This window comes from Catellatospora sp. TT07R-123 (assembly GCF_018327705.1).
Taxonomy (GTDB): Bacteria; Actinomycetota; Actinomycetes; order Mycobacteriales; family Micromonosporaceae; genus Catellatospora.
Genome location: NZ_BNEM01000002.1, coordinates 1,161,108 through 1,180,608 on the forward strand (window position 1 = coordinate 1,161,108; position 19,501 = coordinate 1,180,608).

The window sequence follows — 19,501 nt, forward strand, 5'->3', positions numbered from 1 at the left end:
CGCGGGCGGGGTTACAGCGTCCGGGACAGTCGGTCGGCCAGGCGGCGGGTGAAGCCGGCCGGGTCGTCGAGCTCGCCGCCCTCGGCCAGCACCGCCATCGCGTACAGGAATTCGGCGGTCTCGCCGAGCGTGTCGTCGCCGCCGCGCTCGGCGTGGGCCGCGCGCAGCTTCTCCACCAACGGGTGCTGCGGGTTCAGTTCCAGGATGCGCTTGGCCTTCGGCAGGTCCTGGCCCATCGCCCGGTAGAGCTTCTCCAGCGCCGGGGAGGCGTCGAAGGAGTCCGTGACCAGGCAGGCCGCCGACGTGGTGAGCCGGGTGCTCAGCCGCACCTGCTTGACCTTCTCGCCGAGCCGCTCGCCCAGCCAGCCCAGCAGCTCGGCGAAGCCCTCGGCGTCCGGCTGCTCGGCGGCGTCGGCCTTGAGGTCGACCTCGCCTCGGCTGGCCGAGGTGAACGCCTTGCCGTCGAAGTCGCCGACCATGTCGACCCACATCGCGTCGACCGGGTCGTGCAGCAGCAGCACCTCGATGCCGTTGGCGGCGAACGCCTCCAGGTGCGGGGAGCTCTCCAGGGTGGCGCGCTGCTCGCCGACCACGTAGAAGATCTCGGTCTGGTCGGCCTTCATGCGCTCGGTGTACGCGCGCAGCGTGGTCGGCGCGGCCGGGTCGTGGGTGGAGGCGAGCTGCACCAGGTCCAGGATCGCCGTGCGGTTGTCGGCGTCGTTGACCAGGCCCTCCTTGACGGCCTGGCCGAACTCGCGCCAGAACTCGGCGTACCGCTGCGGGTCCTTGGCCAGCATGTCCTTGAGCGTGCCCAGGATCTTGCGGACCAGGCGGCGCCGGATGGTCTGGATCTGGCGGTCCTGCTGCAGGATCTCGCGGGAGACGTTGAGCGACAGGTCGGCCGCGTCGACGACGCCCTTGACGAACCGCAGGTACTCCGGCAGCAGCGCCTCGCAGTCGTCCATGATGAACACGCGTTTGATGTACAGCTGCACCCCGCGCCGGGCCCCGCGCATGAACAAGTCGTGCGGCGCGTGCGCGGGCAGGAACAGCAGCGCGTCGAACTCCAGCGTGCCCTCGGCCCGCAGGTGGACCGTCTCCAGCGGGTCGGTCCAGTCGTGGCTGACGTGCCGGTAGAACTCGGTGTACTCCTGCGGGGTGATCTCGGCGGCCGACCGCGACCACAGCGCCTTCATCGAGTTCAGCGTCTCGTCGGACTCGGCCTCGGGCGCCCGCATCCGGATCGGCCAGGCGATGAAGTCGGAGTAGCGCTTGACGATGCGCCGCAGCACGGCCGGGTCGGCGTAGTCGAACAGGTGGTTGTCCTCGTCGACCGGCTTCAGGTGCAGGGTGACGGCGGTGCCGGGCGCGGCGTCGGCGACGGTGGAGATCTCGTACGTGTCCGACCCGGCCGACTCCCAGCGGGTGCCCTCGGCCTGCCCGGCGCGGCGGGTCACCATGACGACCCGGTCGGCCACCATGAAGCTGGAGTAGAACCCGATCCCGAACTTGCCGATCAGCTCGGCGTTGCCGTCGTGCTTGGCCTGCTGCCACCGGTTGACGAACTCGGCGGTGCCGGAGCGGGCGATCGTGCCGATCAGCTCGACGACCTGCTCGCGGGTCATGCCGATGCCGTTGTCGCGGATCGTCAGGGTCCGCTGCTCGCGGTCGACCGCCAGCTCGACGTGCAGGTCGCTCGTGTCGGCGTCGAGGTCCTTGTCGATCAGCGACTCCAGCCGCAGCTTGTCCAGGGCGTCGGAGGCGTTGGAGACCAGCTCGCGCAGGAAGACGTCCTTGTTCGAGTAGATCGAGTGGATCATCAGCTGGAGCAGTTGCTGCGCCTCCGCCTGGAACTCGAACGTTTCGACCTGGCTCACCCGGCGTCCCCCTTCTGCGTTAGCACTCACCCTGTTGGAGTGCCAGTGCAGATTTAGCATCAGCCGGGGCGCCGGGACAAGCCGGGGTCCCTCTCACTCACCCGCGCCGCGCGTCAGCCCAGGTGCTCCGCGACCGCCGCGAGGAACGCGGCCGGATCGTCGCGGCGCACGCAGTGCCCGGCGTCGAGGTGGCGAGCCGTCACCCGGCCGCCGCCGGCCGCCACGCACGCGGCCACGTCGTCGCCGGTCAGCAGGCCGCCCCGCACGGGGTCGCCGTGCAGCAGCAGCGCCGGGCAGGCCGTCCGGGCCAGCAGGTCCGCCAGCGGCACGGCGGGCTCGTACGGCAGGGCGCAGAAGCGCAGGTCGAACTCGTCCTTGCTGCGCGACCACGCGTCGAACTCGGTCGGCGGCCAGGCCGGGTTCTCGGCGCGGCCCCGGGCGACCCGCCCGGCGTGGTCGAGGGCTTTCAGCTCCACGATCCACGGCGGCGGCTCGGCGACCACGGTCGGCTCCCAGACCGGGGGCGGGTCCTCCAGCACCAGGGTGCGTACCAGGTCGGGCCGGTCGGCGGCCAGGGCGCAGGCGGTGACCGCGCCCATCGAGTGCCCGATCACGGTCATGGCCGACAGCCCCAGCGCGTCGAGCACCAGTGCGACGTCGGCCGCCTGCCGGTGCGGGCCGACCGGCTCGTCGGGCAGGCCGGAGGCGCCGTGGCCGCGCGCGTCCAGGGCGATCGCCGGGACCTCGGCGGTCAGCCCGGCCGCGACCGGCTCCCAGCAGTCGGCCGAGTCGGTGAACCCGTGCAGCAGGACGATGCCGGGCGCGACGGTGTCGGGCTGGGCGCCGAACCGGCGCCACGAGAGGTGAGCGGTGCGCACCGGGCGACCCTACCGCCAGACCCGGCCGTCCGGTCAGGGGCGGGCGAACACGTCCAGCACGCCCGCGACCCGCAGGATCCGCTCGACCATGCCGCGCGCGCCCTCCAGGTAGAGGCCGACCCCGGCGGCCAGCGCGTGGCGGCGGGCCATGACCAGGGCGCGGATGCCGGTGGAGTCGATGAAGTCGAGCTCGCTCAGATCCACCTCGACGGCGCCGGCGGAGCCGCAGTCGTCGACGGCGCCGGTGAGCCACTGCTGGACCAGATCCGCGCTGGCGAGGTCGACCTCACCGGAGATCGAGACGCGGACACCGCCCTCCAGCGGCGTGACGGTGTGCGACGCACGGGGGCGGGATCCACTGGCCATACCGCACAGTCGACCACATCGACCGCCGGCCAGCCACCCCCGGGGGTGGTGATCTGTCCGGCGGTCGGCGGTCAGCGCCGGGCCCGGGGCCGCCGCAGCACCAGGTAGCCCCCGGCGCCGACCACGAGCAGACCGGCTACCAGCCAGTACGGCCAGGAGGCGCCCCCGCTGTCGGGCGCCGCCGACGGGCCCTGGGTCGCCGCCGCGGGCGCGTTCGTCGCCGCCTGGCCGAGCAGCGCCGGGTCGGGCTGGTTGGTCGGCGGCTGCCAGTCCGCCGGGGCCGCCGAGACCGGCCCCTGGTAGTCGAACCGGATCTCCCCGTGCACGCGGTCGCCGTCGGAGGCCAGGCTCAGGTAGGTGATCGTGTAGACGCCGGTGCGCGGCCAGTGCGACACCGGCACCACGGCCGGGAAGCCGGTGCGGTACTCCTGCGGCTCCCACTTGCCGTCCCGCAGGGTCAGCTCCTGCACCGGCTTGTCGAGCGGCTTGGGCTCCCCGCCGGACCACCCGTGGTCGACGCGGGTCCCGTCGGGTGCGGTGACGGCGAAGTACGCGACCGAGTTCGGGCGCTCGGTGAAGTACAGCGTGACCCGGTCACGGGCGTCGGTGACCGTGGTCTGGTCGGCCGGGTCGGAGAAGGCGAGTTGGCCGTGCGCGTGGGCAGGGGACGGCAGCGCGACAGCCAGCGCCGTGGCCAGCGCCACGACAGCGATCTTACGAAACATGGCAATGAAGTTATGCCATCATGGCCGTTCGTACCATCGGCCATGAACGATGCCTGGCAGCCCGGCATTTACCATGCGGCTCATGTACTTCGTGTACCGGTCGCACTACGAGGGACCGCTCAGCCGCCGGGTGCGCCGCCTGCCCGACGCGAGCGTGCTCGACTGGTTCCGCCGGTGCTGGGACGCCGACACCCCCGAGGCACTGGTCGAGCAGGAGCTCGGCGGCGGCGTGTACGGCCTGGCCTCGATCTTCGAAGCAGCGCGGGTGCACGCCCTGCCCGCCCCCGAGACGTGGCAGCAGCTGCACGGGCTGCTGGACAAGTACCTCTACATCGAGGGCGACATGCCGCAGAGCCTTCAGTTCGACGGCCGGGCGCTGCGGGTGCGCACCGACGACGACGAGGTCGACCTGGCGTACTTCTTCCTCGACGAGGCGGCCGTGGCGGCTGCGCCGGACCGGTTCGCGTACGTGCTGAGCGACGCGTGGCCGCTGCCCGCCGCCGTGACCGGCCCCGGCGGGTTCGATCCGGCGGGCGTCCCGGTGCGGGTCGCCGCCGAGCCCGGCGACGGGCCCGGCACCGTGTACGCGGTATTCCTCACCTTCCAGCAGGGGGCGTCGCTGGCGTGCCCGCCGCCGCTGGCCTTCCCCGGCGTACGGCTGCCCGGCTTCGCCGCGCACCTGCGCGACCTCACCCCGCCGCTGACCGGCTGGCCGCCGGAGCTGCTGGTGCTGCGCGCGCTGTCGGCCCCGGACGAGCCCGACCTGGCCCCGGCGCTGGCCCGGTGCAACGAGTGGCCCGGCTTCGACCTCAACCGGCGGCCGTGGCCGCGCCTGCCCGACGACCACCGGGTGGCCCACCTGATGGCCCTCGACCTGGCCGTACACGCGGGGCCGCCGACCGCCGGACGGGAACCGGGGCTGTCGCTGCTGGCCGCCGATCCGCACCTGGCGCAGCTGTCCCTGCACGCGAGCAGGGCGTTCGGGCACCAGCAGTGGTTCCTGTTCGACGACGTCTGGGCGGCCACCCACACTGACCTGGCCGTTTCACTGCTGCGGTACGCCGCCCACTGGGACCCGCTGCACGAGTTCTGACCGCCGGCCCACCCCGCGACCGACGGTGTGCGTCGCAGTCGACCACTTCTGATCACCTGCGGCGCCCCGGCGGACCGTCTCAGAGCAGCTCGCGGGGTTCGGCGCCCACCGCCCGCAGTGCCGCCAGCAGGGCGGAGCGCACCTCGGCGCGGTCGGTCAGCCGGTCGGCGACCGCGCCCACGTGCAGCGCCACCATGCCGGACGCCTCGACGGCGACGCAGTTCAGCCGCTCGGCCGTCTCGGTCACGCCGGGGTGCTGCATGCCGAGGTTCATGAACACCGCGCCGGCCGGGCCGGGCGCGTCGGCGAGCGAGCGCGGGACGACGCCGACGTGCGACGCGCTCGTGACCGGCTCGGCGCCGCCCAGTGCCGCCTGGGCCAGCGGGCGCAGGGCCGCCGACGGCAGGTACGGCACCAGCGGCAGCGCCGCCGCGAACGAGGCGTCCGGCTCGCGGCTGGACAGGATCCGCTTCAGCTCGGCGCGAACATGCGCCACGTCGCGGATCCGGTCGGCCGGAAGGTTCAGCCGCACCGTGGCGAGTGCGTTGGCGGTGACGTCGTCGCCATCGGCGCGCTCGTTGACGGGGATGCCGAGCAAGGCGGTCCCGTCGGTGGCGACGCGACCGATCGCGGCGGCGACCTGCGCGGCCACGGAGACGAACAGCGCGTTCGAGGAGCCGAGCTGGGCTGCCGCGGCGGCGTGCCAGGCGGCGGAGTCGATCAGGGCGAGCGCGGTGTGCGGCCGCGTCCGCGAGGTCGTCGGCGACGCGGTCGGAGCCGGACCGCCGCCCCGGGCCAGGCGGGCGGCCTTGACCGCCGCCCGGACCGCCGAGGGCAGGCCCGTGACCGCCTCCTGGAGCCCGGTGAGCGGGCCGGGGCGGCGGACCGTACGCGGGCCCGGCCCGGGTAAGCCTAACGAGGTGAGCGCGTTGACCAGCCCGATGCCGTCGGTCAGGGCGTGCGAGACCACGAGGGTCACGGCGTGCCCGCCGCCGGTGAGCGGCCGCGCCGCCAGGTGCCACGGCCGCGCGGTCGCGGTGATCGGCACCTGGGCGCGTTCATCGACCCAGTCCAGCACGTCGACGCGGTCGATCGGGTCATCCTCGACCTCTACCGCGGGCACCGCGGGCAGCGGGCCCCAGTGGTCCCGGCCGCCCAGGACCGAGGCGGGGACGATCACACGCCCGGTCTGGTTCGCGGCGGCCAGGTGGTCGGCCAGCGCCCGGAGCCGGTCCGGGTCGGGCGGGCCGTCGACCAGCCACGTCACCTGCGCGAGCACCACACTGCCCAGGGCACGCTGGGCCCGGTACGCCGCGATATCGAGAAGGCTCAGTGCCCCGATCATGCCGACACTGTAGTGGCGCCGGACGGCGACGCGCGCCGGCCCGGTGCCGGACACCACCGGACACCGGACAAAACAGGCATATCATTTAAGGTTGCGACAGGCATAAGGGGGACTTCAAGCGCAAGGAAAGTTCTGGTTGCGGTCGGTAGGGAGGAACCTGATGCCGCAGCTGACTCTGCTGCTCTACCTGACTGTCATGCTCACGGCACTTGGAGGGTTCTTCCTCACCGGGCCCGACGCCTGGGTCGCCGTGTTGTGGCAGGTGGCCGTCGGTTACCTGGCGACCGCGGCGATCGTGATCGGCGCCCGGCGCAACACCAGCGAGCGGGCAGCCTGGTACTGCTTCGCCGTCGGGATCTTCGCCAACAGCACCGGAATCCTCGTCGAGGCCATCACCGCCTCGATGACCGGTTCGACGGGCCTGCCCTCGGTGCCGTCACCCGCAGACGCGTTCTACCTGGTCCTCTATCCCGCCTTCGCGCTCGGGCTCGCCCTGCTGATCCGCAAGCGTGAGGCCCGGCGGGACTGGGGAGCGCTGGTCGACGCGACCATGATCGTCGCGGGACTCAGCCTGCCCGCATGGATATTCATCATCGCGCCGACCGTCGGGGACCAGGCCCTGAGCCTTGCCGGGCAACTGGTGAGCATCGCCTATCCGGTCGGCGACCTGATGCTGGCCGTGATGGTGATCAGGCTGTACCTGGGCACCCACCACCCTCGTCCTCGCGCGCTGTGGCTGATGACCGGATCGCTGGCGGCGTTCCTGCTCGCCGACATCACCTGGGCCGTCCTCCACGTGCTCGGGCAGTCACCCGGAGACACCGCCCACCGCCTCATCCAGGTGACCTCCATGCTCGCGTACACCATGATCGGCGCCGCCGCACTGCACCCGTCGGCCCGTCAGATCGCGGAACAGGACCGGCCCCCGGCCGGCCGCCTGAACATCATCATGATCTGCCTGTTCACCAGCGCGGCACTGATCGCCCCGGCACTGTTGATCTTCGAGGTCGTCCAGGGCCGGGTGACCGACGGGCTGGCCATCGCCGTGGGCTCCATAGTCATGGTCCTGCTGGTGGCGACGCGGTCGTCACAACTGGTACGGCGCCTGGAGCAGCAGGCGACGACGATCCGGGCCATGTCCCACACCGACGACCTGACCGGCCTGCCCAACCGGCGGGCCTGGGTCATCGAGCTGCCCCGGGCCATCGAACGGGCCCGCCGTGACGGTGTCCCCCTCTCGGTGGCCATGCTCGACATGGACCACTTCAAGCTCTTCAACGACACCCACGGACACCCGGCCGGGGACAGGTTGCTCACCGCTGCCGGCGCCGCCTGGCAGCAGCGGCTGCGTGAGGTGGACTACCTGGCCCGGTACGGCGGCGAGGAGTTCCTCGTCCTGCTACCCGACGCCGACGGTGTCCGAGCGGGGCAGGTGGTCGACCGGCTGCGCAGTTCCACCCCCCTCGGCCAGACCTTCTCCGCCGGTGTGGCGACCTGGGACGGCCGCGAGACCTCGGACGAGCTGGTCGCGCGGGCAGACAGCGCGCTGTACACCGCCAAGCAGACCGGACGTGACCGGACCGTGCTCGCCCTGTCGCCCAGGACCGATCTGAACGGCCAGTACCCCGCGCCGGCCCGCGACCGGTGATCGGACCGAGTCTTCGCTCCGCCGGTGCTCGACCGGCGGCGTTCGCTGCTCCAGCCGCAAGCGGCTCAGCGCACGGCCGGAAGGACCAGGTCGAGGGTGCGCGCCCACTGCCGCAGCACCCGGTGGCGGCGGGCGGTGTCGTCGTGCAGCAGTTCCGCCAGCCCCAGGCCGCGCGCCAGGTCCAGGGTGGCCTGGACGGTCTCGCGGGTGCCGGGCTGCTTCTCGTCGACGCGAAGCAGCTCCACCGCCATCCGGTGCGCCACCCGGCCCAGTTCGGCCTCCAGCGGGCGCATCCGCTCGCGCAGCCCCTCGTCGGCGGCGGCCGCGACCCACAGGTGCAGCGCCGCCCGGAACACCGGCCCCCGGTACAGCCCGACCAGCACCCCCAGCACCTTCTCCGTACGCCGCGGCCCGGTGCGCAGCGCGTCGGCGGCGTCGCCGATCTCGGCGGCGCGGACCTCGCTCATGTGCCCGATCAGCGCCGCGACCAGGTCCTCGCGGGTCGGGAAGTGGTGCTGGGCGGCGCCGCGCGACACCCCGGCCCGCTCGGCGACGACCGCGACGGTCGCCCCGGACCAGCCGAGTTCGGCCATGCACTGCACGGCCGCCGTGAGCAGCCGCTGCCGGGTGGCGCGGCTGCGGTCCTGGCGGGGTTCGCGGGCGGTGGTCGGCACGGCGGTCAGGCTACCCAGGTCAGTACGAGCGCGGCAGGCCGAGGCTGTGCTGGGCCACGAAGTTGAGGATCATCTCCCGGCTGACCGGGGCGATGCGCCCGAGGCGGGACGCGACCAGCAGCGTGGCCAGGCCGTACTCGGTGGACAGGCCGTTGCCGCCGTGGGTCTGCACGGCCTGGTCGACCGCCTTGACCACGGCCTCGCCCGCGGCGTACTTGGCCATGTTGGCGGCCTCCCCGGCGGCCTGGTCCTCGCCCGCGTCGTAGAGGTTGGCGGCGTGGTAGGCCATCAGCCGGGCCAGCTCGACCTCGATGTGGCAGGCGGCCAGCGGGTGGCTGATCGCCTGGTGGGCGCCGATCGGCACACCCCATACCGCCCGGGTGCGGGCGTAGTCGACGGCCTTGCCCAGCGCGTGGCGGGCCATGCCGAGCGCGAACGCCGAGGCCAGGATGCGTTCGGGGTTGAGCCCGGCGAACAGCTGCATCAGCCCGGCGTCGGGGCTGCCGACCAGCGCGTCGCCGGGCAGCGCGACGTCGTCGAGGAACAGGTCGAACTGCTTCTCCGGCGCGACCAGCTCGGTCGGGATCGGGCTGGCGCCGAACCCGGCGGCGTCGGTGGGCACGACGAACAGCACCGGCTTGAGCCGCCCGGTGCGCTCGTCGGCGGTACGGGCCACCACCAGCACCGCCTCGGCCTCGTCGACCCCGGAGATGTACGTCTTGCGCCCGGTCAGCCGCCAGCCGTCCCCGTCGCGGGTCGCGGTGGTGGCCAGCTCGTGGACGTTGGAACCCGCGTCCGGCTCGGTGATCGCGAACGCGAACACCCGCGTGCCGTCGGCCAGGCCCGGCAGCCAGCGCCGCTTCTGCTCCTCGGTGCCGAACCGGGCGATGACGGTGGCGCAGATCGCCGGGGAGACGACCATCAGCAGCAGCGGGCAGCCCGCCGCACCGAGTTCCTCGCAGACGGCGGCCAGATCGCCGATGCCGCCCCCGCCGCCGCCGTACGCGACGGGCACGTGCACGCCGAGGTAGCCGAGCTGCCCGGCCTCGCGCCACAGCTCGGTGGACTTGCCGCCGGTGCGGGCGTTGCGCACGTAGTAGTCGTGGCCGTACTTGGCGCCCAGGGCGCTGACGGCCTCGCGCAGGGCGCGGCGCTCGTCGGTCTCGGGCAGGGTCATGGCTGGTCCTCCTGGGCGGGGGCGGGGGTGACCACGGCGAGCACGGCGCCGACGTCGACCTGGCGGCCGACCTCGACCCGCAGGCTGGTGAGCACGCCGTCGACCGGGGCGGTGATCTCGTGCTGCATCTTCATCGCCTCCAGCCACAGCAGCGGCTGCCCGGCGGCGACGGTGTCGCCCTCGGCGGCGGCGACCCGGATGACGGACCCCGGCAGCGGCGCGACCAGCGAGCCGGGCTCGGTGGCCGGGGCGGCCTGCGGGAAGCGGTCGACCGGGGTGAGGGCGACCGGGCCGAGCGGGGAGTCGACGCAGGTCAGGGCGTCGTACGCGGTGACGGCGAAGGTGTGCCGCAGCGGGCCGGCCAGCAGTTCGACCCGGTCGGCGGTGACCTCACCGACGGTGAGGCCGGGTTCGCCGTCGACGGTGGTCCCGGCGCGGCCGGGGCGGTAGGCGACCTCCTCGCGGCCGTACGGGCCGTCGTAGGCGCGCCGCTGCGGGGCCGAGCCGAGGTTGCGCCAGCCGAGCGGCAGCGTGCCGAGCACGCGGGCCCGGTCGCGTTCGGTGTGCGCGGCGGCCAGCGCGGCGGCGATCGCCGACAGCCGCACCGCGCGCTCGTCGGCCAGCGGCCGGGACAGCTCCGCCAGGTCGTGGGTGGCCAGGAACGACGTGTCGACGTCCCCGGCCAGGAACGCCGGGTGGCGCAGCAGCCGGACCAGCAGGTCGCGGTTGGTGACCAGGCCGTGGATGCGCGCGGCCGCCACCGCCCCGGCGAGGGTACGGGCCGCCGCGGCCCGGCTCGGCGCCCAGGCGATCAGCTTGGCCAGCATCGGGTCGTAGTGCACGCCGACGGTGTCCCCGGCGGTGACGCCGCTGTCCAGGCGCAGCCCGCGTACCGGCGCGAACTGCGCCGCCGTGCCCGGCACGGCGAACTCGCGCAGCAGGCCGGTCTGCGGCCGCCAGTCGCGGGCGGGGTCCTCGGCGTAGAGCCGGACCTCGATCGCGTGGCCGCGCACCGGCGGCGGCACCGGGTCCAGCGCGGCGCCCTCGGCGACCGACAGTTGCAGGTCGACCAGGTCGACGCCGGTGACGGCCTCGGTGACCGGGTGCTCGACCTGGAGCCGGGTGTTCATCTCCAGGAAGTGGAAGCCGTCGGGCCCGGCCAGGAACTCGACCGTGCCCGCACCGGTGTATCCGATCGCGCGGGCGGCGGCGGCCGCCGCCTCGGCCAGGCGCTCGCGGACCGCGTCGGCCAGGCCCGGCGCGGGCGCCTCCTCGACGATCTTCTGGTGGCGGCGCTGGATCGAGCAGTCGCGCTCCCCCAGCGTCCACACCGTGCCGTACGCGTCCGCCAGGACCTGCACCTCGATGTGCCGCCCGGCGGGCAGGTACGGCTCGCAGAACACCGTCGGGTCGCCGAACGCGGCGGCGGCCTCGGCGCGCGCCGCCTCGACCTGCGCGGGCAGCTCGGCGAGGGTGCGCACCACCCGCATGCCCCGGCCGCCGCCGCCCGCCGACGCCTTGACCAGCACCGGCAGGTCGGCTTCGGTGATCGCGGCGGGGTCGAGTTCCGGCAGCACCGGCACCCCGGCGGCGGCCATCAGCTTCTTGGCGGCGACCTTCGAACCCATCGCCTCGATCGCGGCCGGGGACGGCCCGACCCAGGTCAGCCCGGCGTCGAGCACCGCCTGCGCGAACGCGGCGTTCTCGGACAGGAACCCGTAGCCGGGGTGCACCGCGTCGGCCCCGGCGGCCAGCGCCGCCGCGACGATCAGGTCGCCGCGCAGGTATGTGTCGGCCGCCGCCGCCCCGGGCAGCCGCACCGCGAGGTCGGCCTCGCGGGCGTGTATGGCGCGGGCGTCGGGGTCGGCGTAGACGGCGACGGTGGCGATGCCCCGGTCGCGGCAGGTGCGCAGGACCCGGCGGGCGATCTCGCCCCGGTTGGCCACGAGCAGTCGAGTGATCATCGCCGTCACATCCGGAATATTCCGTAGGGACCGGGACCGGGGTCGGGCGCGTTCTGCACCGCCGACAGGCACAGCCCCAGCACGGCACGGGTGTCGCGCGGGTCGATGACCCCGTCGTCGTAGAGCAGCCCGGACAGCACCATGGGCAGCGACTCGGCCTCGATCTGGTTCTCCACCATCGTCCGCACCACCCGGTCGGCGTCCTCGTCGTAGGGCCGACCGGCCGCGGCGGCCGCCTGCCGGGCCACGATCGACATCGTGCCCGCGAGCTGCGCCGCCCCCATCACCGCCGATTTCGCCGACGGCCACGCGAACAGGAACCTCGGGTCGTACGCCCGCCCGCACATGCCGTAGTGCCCGGCGCCGTACGACGCGCCGATCAGCAACGACAGGTGCGGGACGGTGCTGTTGGACACCGCGTTGATCATCATGGCGCCGTGCTTGATGATGCCGCCCTGCTCGTAGTCGGTGCCGACCATGTAGCCGGTCGTGTTGTGCAGGAACAGCAGCGGGATGCGCGCGACATTGGCCAGCTGGATGAACTGGGCCGCCTTCTGCGACTCCTGGCTGAACAGCACCCCGCGCGCGTTGGCCAGCACCCCGACCGGATGCCCGTGCACGCTGGCCCAGCCGGTGACCAGGCTCGGGCCGTAGTCGGGCTTGACCTCGTCGAACCGCGAGCCGTCGGCGAACCGGGCGATCACGTCGCGCGGGTCGAACGGGCGGCGCAGGTCCGGCGGCACGATGCCGAGCAGCTCCTCCGGGTCGTACCGCGGCTCGTCGGGCGGCAGGGACGGCGGGCTGCCGAGCTTGCGCCAGCGCAGGTTCGCCACGATCCGCCGCCCGAGGCCGATCGCCTCGACCTCGTCGCCGGCCAGGTGGTCGGCCAGGCCGGAGACCCGGGCGTGCATCTGCGCGCCGCCCAGCGACTCGTCGTCGGCGTCCTCGCCGGTGGCCATCTTGACCAGCGGCGGACCGGCCAGGAACACCTTCGACCGTTCGCGGATCATGACGACGTGGTCGCTCATGCCGGGCACGTACGCCCCTCCCGCGGTCGAGTTGCCGAAGACGATGCTGACCGTCGGGACGCCCGCGGCCGACAGCCGGGTCAGGTCGCGGAACACCTGGCCGCCGGGGATGAAGATCTCCTTCTGGTTCTGCAGGTCGGCCCCGCCGGACTCGACCAGGTTGACCAGCGGCAGCCGGTTGGTCCGGGCGATCTCCATGGCGCGCAGCGTCTTGCGCAGCGACCACGGGTTGGAGGCGCCGCCGCGTACGGTCGGGTCGTTGGCGACGATGACGCACTCGGTGCCCTCGACCACCCCGACGGCGGTGACGACGCTGGCCCCGACCGGGAACTCGGTGCCGTACGCGGCCAGCGCCGACAGCTCCAGCAGCGGCGAGTCCCGGTCGACCAGCAGCTCGATCCGCTCGCGCGGCAGCAGCCTGCCCCGCGCCCGGTGCCGCTCGGTGTACTTCGGGCCGCCCCCGGCCAGCGCCTTGGCGTGCTCGGCGTCGACCTCGGCGAGCTTGTCCAGCATCGCGGCCCGGTTCGCGGCGTAGTCGGCCGACGCGCTGTCCAGGGTGGAACGCAGCACGGTCACAACAGCTCCTCGGGGATGTCGACGTACCGGGAGCGCAGCCACTCCCCCAGGCCCTTGCCCTGCGGATCGAACCGGGTGCCCGCCGACACCCCGTCGCCGAGCAGCCCGTCGACGACGAAGTTCATCGCCCGCAGGTTCGGCAGCTCGTACCGCGTCACCGGCAGCTCACCGACCTCCGGCAGCAGACGCCGCAGCTGCGCCACCGTCAGGGCCGCCACCAGCCACGCGTAGGCGGCGTCGGTGCGCACCCAGACGCCGATGTTCGCGCTGCCGCCCTTGTCGCCGCTGCGCGCCCCCGCCACCAGCCCCAACGCCCCCCGCCGCGTCCCCGAGGCCTTCTTTTCGCCAGCTGATGCGGAAGGGCCCCTTCCTGACGCCGAAGGCGTGAGCGCTCCCGGCGCGGCGGAGGCGGGCGGGGCGGCGGCGACGGGGGCGGGCGGGATGGGCACGGTGGTGCCGTCCGGCAGGACCGCGACGTGCGGGACCTCGGCGGCGGGGACGGACACGGAGGTGAAGACGCCGTAGGGGGTGCCGTCGGACGGCGGGGCGGTGACGGTGAACCCCGGGTAGCTCGCCAGGGCCAGTTCGACGGCGGCGCCGGAGAAGGCCCGGCCGGCCAGCTTCGGGTCGGGGTCCTTGACGGTGGCGTGCAGCAGGGCGCTCGCCTCCTCCTGGCCGTCCGCGTCAGGGTGGTCGGTGCGGGCCAGGCGCCAGGCCAGCACGCGCGGCGGGCGGGGCAGCGCCGCCTCCAGCTGCGCCCGGACCAGCGCCGCCTTGGCCTCGACGTCGAGTCCGGTCAGGACGAACGTGACGTCGTTGCGGAACCCGCCGAGGGTGTTCAGCCCGACCTTGAGCGTGGACGGCGCGGGCTCGCCGCGTACGCCGCTGATGCGCACCCGGTCGGGGCCGTCGTCGGCGAGCACGACCGTGTCCAGGCGGGCGGTGACGTCGGGGCCGAGGTAGCGCGGGGAGTCGATCTCGTACAGCAGCTGTGCCGTGACCGTCCCGACGGTGACCGCGCCGCCCGTCCCGGGGTGCTTGGTGATCACGCTGGAGCCGTCGGCGTACACCTCGGCGATCGGGAAGCCCGGCCGGGTCAGGTCGTGCTCGGTGAAGAACGCGTAGTTGCCGCCGGTGGCCTGCGTGCCGCACTCGATGACGTGCCCGGCCACCACCGCCCCGGCGAGGGCGTCCAGGTCGTCCTGCGCCCAGCCGAAGTGCGCGGCGGCCGGGCCGACGACCAGCGACGCGTCGGTGACCCGGCCGGTGACCACGATGTCGGCCCCGGCCCGCAGCGCGGCGGCGATCCCGAACGCGCCGAGGTACGCGTTGGCCGTCAGCGGCGTGCCGGCGCCGGTGGCGAGCTCGGCGGCCCGCGCGGTCAGGTCGTCGCCGGTCACGTACGCGATCCGGGGCGCCAGCCCCAGCTTCTCGCCCAGTTCCCGCAGCGCCTGCGCCAGCCCGGCCGGGTTGAGCCCGCCCGCGTTGGTCACCACCTTCACCCCGGCGTCCAGCGCCAGGCCGAGGCAGTCCTCCATCTGGCGCAGGAACGTCCTGGCGTATCCGCCGGAGGGGTCTTTCAGCCGGTCGCGGCCGAGGATGAGCATGGTGAGCTCGGCCAGGTAGTCGCCGGTGAGCACGTCGACCGGGCCGCCGGTGAGCATCTCGCGCACGGCCGAGAACCGGTCGCCGTAGAAGCCGGACGCGTTGGCGATCCGCAGCGGCGCGCTCACGCGGCACCGCCCGCACCCCGGCCGGGCGCGCGGCCCGCGCCGGGCGGCCCGGCGAACACCTGCGCCACGTCCAGCCACCGGTCGGCGTCGGGGCCGTCGGCGGTCACGGCCAGGTCGGCGCGGTGGCGGCGCTGGGTCACCAGCAGGCAGAAGTCCAGTGCGGGCCCGGTGACGCGCTGGGCGGCACCGGGCGGTCCCCAGCGCCACGGCTGCCCGTCCGGCCCGGTCAGCTCGACCGCGAACTCCTCGGCGGGTGCGTCGAGCCCGTGCAGGTGGAAGGCGAAGTCCCGGGTGCGTACGCCGAGGTGGGCGATGTGGCGCAGGTTGCCGGTGGGTTCGGGGACGACGCCGAGGGTGTCGGCGAGGTCGTACCCGTGCGCCCAGGTCTCCATGATCCGGGCGGTGGCCATGGACGCGGCGCTCATCGGCGGGCCGTACCAGGCGACGCGGGCGCCGGGCGGCAGCGCCCGCAACGCCTCGGCGAGGTCGTGGCGGCCCTGCCGCCAGCGGGCCCGCAGCGGCACCGGCGGGGTGCGGGCCCAGTCCCGGGCACCGGTGTCGACGAAGCCGAGCGGGTCGGCGGCCAGCAGCTCGGCCATCTGCGCGGCGAAGCCGGGCGGGTCGGTGACGGCGAGCAGGGCCTGGTGGTCGGTCCAGGCGAGATGCGCGATCTGGTGCGCCACGGTCCAGCCCGGGGCCGGGGTCGGCGCGGCCCAGCCTGACTCGGGCAGGTCGAGCAGCAGCCGGTCCACCACGCGGCCCTCGGCGGCCAGGTCGTCCAGCAGCGCCGCCAGTTCGGCCATGGGGCACCCCCTTCGGGGCAAGCCTCGCCTCGGGGTGAGAAAAAGTCAAGCACGCTTGATTTTTAAGCACGGGTACCGGCAGACGAAACCGCGCCCCGCTCCGGAGGCGGCCGGAGCGGGGCGCGGATGACGAGCGGGACCGCGGTCAGCAGTCCTTCTTGCGGCCCCACGGGCCGGTGATCGCGAACACCTGGCCCGGCGACTGGATGTTGGCGAACAGGATGCGGCCGTCGTCGGTGAACGTCGGGCCGGTGAACTCGCTCTCGCTGGCCTCGTTGCGGCCCAGCGGGTAGGTCTCGCCCTTCTCGCTGACGCCGACCAGGTGCGACAGGCCCTCGCCGTCCTCGGCCAGGATCAGGCCGCCGTACGGCGACACGGTGATGTTGTCCGGACCGTCGAAGGCACCCTCGGCCTTCGGGTCGGCGTTCACGCCGAAGATGGTGACCAGCTCGATGGTCTCGCGCTTCGGGTCGTAGAACCACACCTGGCCGTCGTGCTCGTTGACGCTGCCGTCGCTGATGCGCGCGTAGCTGGAGACGAAGTAGACGCCCTTGTCGCCGTACCACTGGCCTTCGAGCTTGCGGGCACGGGTGACCTGGTCGTCGGTGAACTGCTTGCGCACCGAGGTGGTGACCGCGAGCCGGTCCGGCACGTCCACCCAGGTCACCTTGTACTTCGTGCCAGGGGTCAGCGCCTGGGACAGGTCGTTGATGTGCATGCCGTCCAGCGACGCGCTCATCGCCTGGAGGGTGCCCGCGGTGTCGCCGCCCGCACCGAGCGCGAGCTGGCGCAGCTCGCCCTTGCGGCCCTTGAAGTGCTTCGGCGGCACCCAGCGGAAGTAGAGCCCGTGCGGGCCACTGGCGTCCTCGGTCAGGTAGATCTCGTTGGTCTTCGGGTCCACGGCCACGGCCTCGTGCGCGTAGCGGCCCAGGAACTTCAGCGGCACCGGCGAGAGGTTGGCGGCGCGGTCGTGCGGGTCGACCTCGAACACCCAGCCGTGGTCGAACTGGAACACGCCACCGGCGCGCTGCTCGGTCTCCTCGCAGGTCAGCCAGGTTCCCCAGGGGGTGATGCCGCCCGCGCAGTTGTTGTGCGTGCCCGCGAGGCTGACGTATTCGCGGACGCGGTTGCCGTGCTGGTCCACGTCGATGTTGGTGGTGCCGCCCGCCGCGCCCGGGTCGAAGGTCACGCCCGGCAGCGGCGGCACGCCGAAGGGCTCGCCGCCGCCGATCTCGTGGTTGTTGACCAGCGTGTAGCCGCCCGGGGTGCGGAAGACCGCGGTGCCGTCGGCGTCGCTGGGAGTGAACTCGCCGGACTCCAGGACGGTCACGCCCGCCTCGGCGACGATGCGGTACGAGAAGCCCTCGGGCAGCGACAGGACCCCGGCCGGGTCGGTGACCAGCGGGCCGTAGCCGGCGACCTTCGGGTGGGCGTAGGCGGGACCGGCGATGGCGGCGGCGCTACCGGCGAACGCGATGCCGATACCGCCGAGGGTCGAGGCGCGCAGCAGGTTGCGGCGGGACAGTGGGGTGCTCACGGTGACGGGGCCTTCCAGGAGTTTCGCCAGGGATGCAGACATGCGATGCAGACATGCAATGCCGCGTACGGGAACAGCCCTCAGGTTTTATCCCGCATCCTGGCGAACAACAACCAAATGTTGGGTTGCGGTCACAGCGCACCGCCGTCGGGAAGACATCGGCGATAATGCATCCCTCCGGCGGTGCGGCGAACCTGGATCGCCTGGTCAGTACCCCAGACCGAAGCCCTGCGGGAAGAGGGCCGGCTGGCCGTCCCCCGGATTGATAGGCTCGTGCGCCTTCGCGCCGGGCCAGGTCATCGGGGTCTTGCCGGTCGGAGCGCCGACGCCGAACAGGATGTCGGCGACCCCGGCGCCCTCGGTGCCGGGCAGCCAGGCGGCCAGCAGCGCGTTCCACCCCGGCACCTCGGACGCGATCTCCAGCGGTCGGCCGGAGACCAGCACCACGATCACCGGGATGCCCGCGGCGCGCAGGTTGGCGATGGTCTGCCGGTCCTCGTCGTCCAGGCGCAGGCCGTCGGGCCGGTCGCCCTCGTACTCGGCGTAGGGCTTCTCGCCCACCACGGCGATCGCGGCCCGGTAGCTGCGGTCGACGCCCTTGCCGTCACGGGCGTAGGTGACTGTCGTGTCCGGCCCGGCGACCTCGCGGATGCCGTCCAGGATCGTGGTGCCCACGGTGGTCGGGCCCGACCCGCCCTGCCACGTGATGGTCCAGCCGCCGGACTGGTTGCCCAGGTCGTCGGCGTTCTTGCCGGCCACGAAGACCTTGCCGCCCCTGGCCAGCGGCAGCACGCCCTTGTCGTTCTTGAGCAGCACCTGCGAGGCGCGCACCGCCTGCCGGGCCAGTGCCCGGTGCTCCGCGCTGCCGACGCTGTCGGTGTAGGCCCGGTTCGTCATCGGGTGCTCGAACAGGCCCAGCTCGAACTTCTTGGTCAGGATGCGCCTGACCGCGTCGTCGATCCGGGCCATGGGGACGTGCCCGTTGTCGACCTCGCCCTTCAGGGTGGTCAGGAACTCCTGCCACTTCTCCGGCACCATCACCATGTCGATCCCGGCATTGATCGCGGTGGCGACCTCGTCGGCCGTGAACCCCTCCTGGCCGTCGAGCTGGTCGACGGCGTTCCAGTCCGACACCACGAACCCGGTGAAGCCCAGCTCGCCCTTGAGCACATCGGTGACCAGGTACTTCTGGCCGTGCAGCTTCTGGCCGTTCCAGCTGCTGAACGACACCATCACCGAGCCGACGCCGCGGTCGACGGCCGCCTTGAACGGCGGCAGGTGGATCTCGCGCAGCTGCGCCTCGGTCAGCTCGGCGTTCCCCTGGTCGTCGCCGCCGGTGGTGCCGCCGTCGCCGACGTAGTGCTTGGCGGTGGCCAGGATCGAGGTGGGGCCGCCACCGAGCTTGTCGCCCTGGAAACCGGTGATGATCGCGGTCATCGCGGCGGGGATGTCCGGGGTCTCGCCGAACGACTCGTAGGTGCGGCCCCAGCGGTCGTCGCGTGCCACGCACAGGCACGGCGCGAACGTCCAGTCCACCCCCGTGCCGGTGACCTCCTCGGCCACGGCCCGGCCGATGTCCTGCACCAGCTTCGGGTCACGGGTCGCACCGAGGCCGATGTTGTGCGGGAAGACGGTCGCGCCGCGCACGTTGTTGTGGCCGTGGACGGCGTCGGAGCCGTACAGGATGGGGATGCCCAGCGGGGTGGCCAGCGCGCCGCGCTGCAACTCGTCGTTCATGTCGGCCCAGGCCTGCGCGGTGTTCGGCTCGGGCGTGGAGCCGCCGCCGGACAGGATGGACCCGAGCCGGAAGTCGGTGATGTCGGAGGCCGAGGCGGACGCGCGTTCGGCCTGGGTCATCTGGCCGAGCTTGTCCGCCTGCGTCATCCGCCCCAGCAGGTCGGCGACGCGCTCGGCGACCGGGCGGGTGGCGTCCTGGTACGGCTTGGACCCGCTGTCGCCACCGGACCACAGCACGTATCCGGTGAGGCCCGCAGCGAGCAGGACCAGGGCCAATGCCAGCAGCGACCAGCGGCGCGCAGCCTTCTTCACGGGTTCTCCCGGAACGTGAGGGGTGGGG

The 19,501-nt window shown here is 73.4% G+C and carries 15 protein-coding genes; 2 read left to right on the forward strand and 13 right to left on the reverse strand.

Annotation, left to right across the window (positions count from 1 at the left end; genetic code table 11):
* Nucleotides 1-11: 11 nt before the first annotated feature.
* From htpG to Cs7R123_RS25300, 4 genes are all read right to left on the reverse strand, one after another.
* Complete coding sequence (gene htpG, locus Cs7R123_RS25285) at nt 12-1,937, reverse strand: molecular chaperone HtpG (RefSeq protein ID WP_212830198.1); 1,926 nt, start codon at nt 1,935-1,937, stop codon at nt 12-14.
* 53 nt (nt 1,938-1,990) lie between these two features.
* Entirely contained in the window at nt 1,991-2,755 is a 765-nt protein-coding gene (locus tag Cs7R123_RS25290) for an alpha/beta fold hydrolase (protein ID WP_212830199.1), read from the reverse strand.
* Between the two features lie 33 nt (nt 2,756-2,788).
* The gene (locus tag Cs7R123_RS25295; protein ID WP_212830200.1) at nt 2,789-3,121 is read right to left on the reverse strand and encodes an STAS domain-containing protein; all 333 of its coding nucleotides are present in this window, start codon (nt 3,119-3,121) and stop codon (nt 2,789-2,791) included.
* A gap of 71 nt (nt 3,122-3,192) precedes the next feature.
* Nucleotides 3,193-3,846 (reverse strand): copper resistance CopC family protein, encoded by a 654-nt coding sequence (locus Cs7R123_RS25300; protein WP_212830201.1) that lies wholly within the window; start codon nt 3,844-3,846, stop codon nt 3,193-3,195.
* An 82-nt stretch (nt 3,847-3,928) separates the two neighbouring features.
* Here Cs7R123_RS25300 and Cs7R123_RS25305 point away from each other — a divergent pair, with 82 nt between their 5' ends.
* Nucleotides 3,929-4,939: a hypothetical protein gene (locus Cs7R123_RS25305; protein ID WP_212830202.1), complete on the forward strand. Its 1,011-nt coding sequence runs from the start codon at nt 3,929-3,931 to the stop codon at nt 4,937-4,939.
* A gap of 79 nt (nt 4,940-5,018) precedes the next feature.
* On the opposite strand, the gene Cs7R123_RS25310 is transcribed toward Cs7R123_RS25305, so the two are convergent.
* A complete protein-coding gene (locus tag Cs7R123_RS25310) occupies nt 5,019-6,284 on the reverse strand; it encodes a hypothetical protein (RefSeq protein WP_212830203.1) in 1,266 nt (421 codons plus the stop codon).
* Between the two features lie 160 nt (nt 6,285-6,444).
* Here Cs7R123_RS25310 and Cs7R123_RS25315 point away from each other — a divergent pair, with 160 nt between their 5' ends.
* Nucleotides 6,445-7,932 carry a GGDEF domain-containing protein gene (locus Cs7R123_RS25315; RefSeq protein ID WP_212830204.1) on the forward strand — a complete coding sequence of 496 codons (1,488 nt, stop codon included), beginning with the start codon at nt 6,445-6,447 and terminating at the stop codon, nt 7,930-7,932.
* Nucleotides 7,933-7,997: 65 nt separating this feature from the next.
* Here Cs7R123_RS25315 and Cs7R123_RS25320 read toward each other — a convergent pair whose 3' ends face one another.
* The 8 genes from Cs7R123_RS25320 to Cs7R123_RS25355 all read right to left on the reverse strand — a co-directional run bounded on the left by Cs7R123_RS25320 (nt 7,998) and on the right by Cs7R123_RS25355 (nt 19,473).
* Complete coding sequence (locus Cs7R123_RS25320) at nt 7,998-8,615, reverse strand: TetR/AcrR family transcriptional regulator (protein WP_212834489.1); 618 nt, start codon at nt 8,613-8,615, stop codon at nt 7,998-8,000.
* 10 nt (nt 8,616-8,625) lie between these two features.
* Nucleotides 8,626-9,783 (reverse strand): acyl-CoA dehydrogenase family protein, encoded by a 1,158-nt coding sequence (locus Cs7R123_RS25325; protein ID WP_212830205.1) that lies wholly within the window; start codon nt 9,781-9,783, stop codon nt 8,626-8,628.
* On the reverse strand, nt 9,780-11,747 hold the full coding sequence (locus Cs7R123_RS25330) for a biotin carboxylase N-terminal domain-containing protein (RefSeq protein WP_212830206.1): 1,968 nt from the start codon (nt 11,745-11,747) through the stop codon (nt 9,780-9,782). The genes Cs7R123_RS25325 and Cs7R123_RS25330 overlap by 4 nt, the downstream gene beginning before the upstream one ends.
* Before the next feature lie 5 nt (nt 11,748-11,752).
* Nucleotides 11,753-13,351: an acyl-CoA carboxylase subunit beta gene (locus Cs7R123_RS25335; RefSeq protein ID WP_212830207.1), complete on the reverse strand. Its 1,599-nt coding sequence runs from the start codon at nt 13,349-13,351 to the stop codon at nt 11,753-11,755.
* The gene (locus Cs7R123_RS25340; protein ID WP_212830208.1) at nt 13,348-15,084 is read right to left on the reverse strand and encodes an acyclic terpene utilization AtuA family protein; all 1,737 of its coding nucleotides are present in this window, start codon (nt 15,082-15,084) and stop codon (nt 13,348-13,350) included. Before Cs7R123_RS25340 ends, Cs7R123_RS25335 begins: the two co-directional genes overlap by 4 nt.
* Complete coding sequence (locus Cs7R123_RS25345; protein ID WP_212830209.1) at nt 15,081-15,887, reverse strand: TIGR03084 family metal-binding protein; 807 nt, start codon at nt 15,885-15,887, stop codon at nt 15,081-15,083. The genes Cs7R123_RS25340 and Cs7R123_RS25345 overlap by 4 nt, the downstream gene beginning before the upstream one ends.
* 145 nt (nt 15,888-16,032) lie before the next feature.
* Nucleotides 16,033-17,424 (reverse strand): alkaline phosphatase PhoX, encoded by a 1,392-nt coding sequence (locus Cs7R123_RS25350; protein WP_244872131.1) that lies wholly within the window; start codon nt 17,422-17,424, stop codon nt 16,033-16,035.
* A gap of 207 nt (nt 17,425-17,631) precedes the next feature.
* Nucleotides 17,632-19,473, reverse strand: a complete 1,842-nt coding sequence (locus Cs7R123_RS25355; RefSeq protein WP_244872132.1) for a glycoside hydrolase family 3 N-terminal domain-containing protein — start codon at nt 19,471-19,473, stop codon at nt 17,632-17,634.
* Between the last annotated feature and the right edge of the window lie 28 nt (nt 19,474-19,501).

What these genes read in the sequence shown, in the direction of transcription:
- htpG (WP_212830198.1), bottom strand. Translation starts at nt 1,937, where the DNA reads ATGCTAAATCTGCACTGGCACTCCAACAGGGTGAGTGCTAACGCAGAA.
- Cs7R123_RS25295 (WP_212830200.1), bottom strand. Translation starts at nt 3,121, where the DNA reads ATGGCCAGTGGATCCCGCCCCCGTGCGTCGCACACCGTCACGCCGCTG.
- Cs7R123_RS25300 (WP_212830201.1), bottom strand. Translation starts at nt 3,846, where the DNA reads ATGTTTCGTAAGATCGCTGTCGTGGCGCTGGCCACGGCGCTGGCTGTC.
- Cs7R123_RS25305 (WP_212830202.1), top strand. Translation starts at nt 3,929, where the DNA reads ATGTACTTCGTGTACCGGTCGCACTACGAGGGACCGCTCAGCCGCCGG.
- Cs7R123_RS25310 (WP_212830203.1), bottom strand. Translation starts at nt 6,284, where the DNA reads ATGATCGGGGCACTGAGCCTTCTCGATATCGCGGCGTACCGGGCCCAG.
- Cs7R123_RS25315 (WP_212830204.1), top strand. Translation starts at nt 6,445, where the DNA reads ATGCCGCAGCTGACTCTGCTGCTCTACCTGACTGTCATGCTCACGGCA.
- Cs7R123_RS25325 (WP_212830205.1), bottom strand. Translation starts at nt 9,783, where the DNA reads ATGACCCTGCCCGAGACCGACGAGCGCCGCGCCCTGCGCGAGGCCGTC.
- Cs7R123_RS25330 (WP_212830206.1), bottom strand. Translation starts at nt 11,747, where the DNA reads ATGATCACTCGACTGCTCGTGGCCAACCGGGGCGAGATCGCCCGCCGG.
- Cs7R123_RS25345 (WP_212830209.1), bottom strand. Translation starts at nt 15,887, where the DNA reads ATGGCCGAACTGGCGGCGCTGCTGGACGACCTGGCCGCCGAGGGCCGC.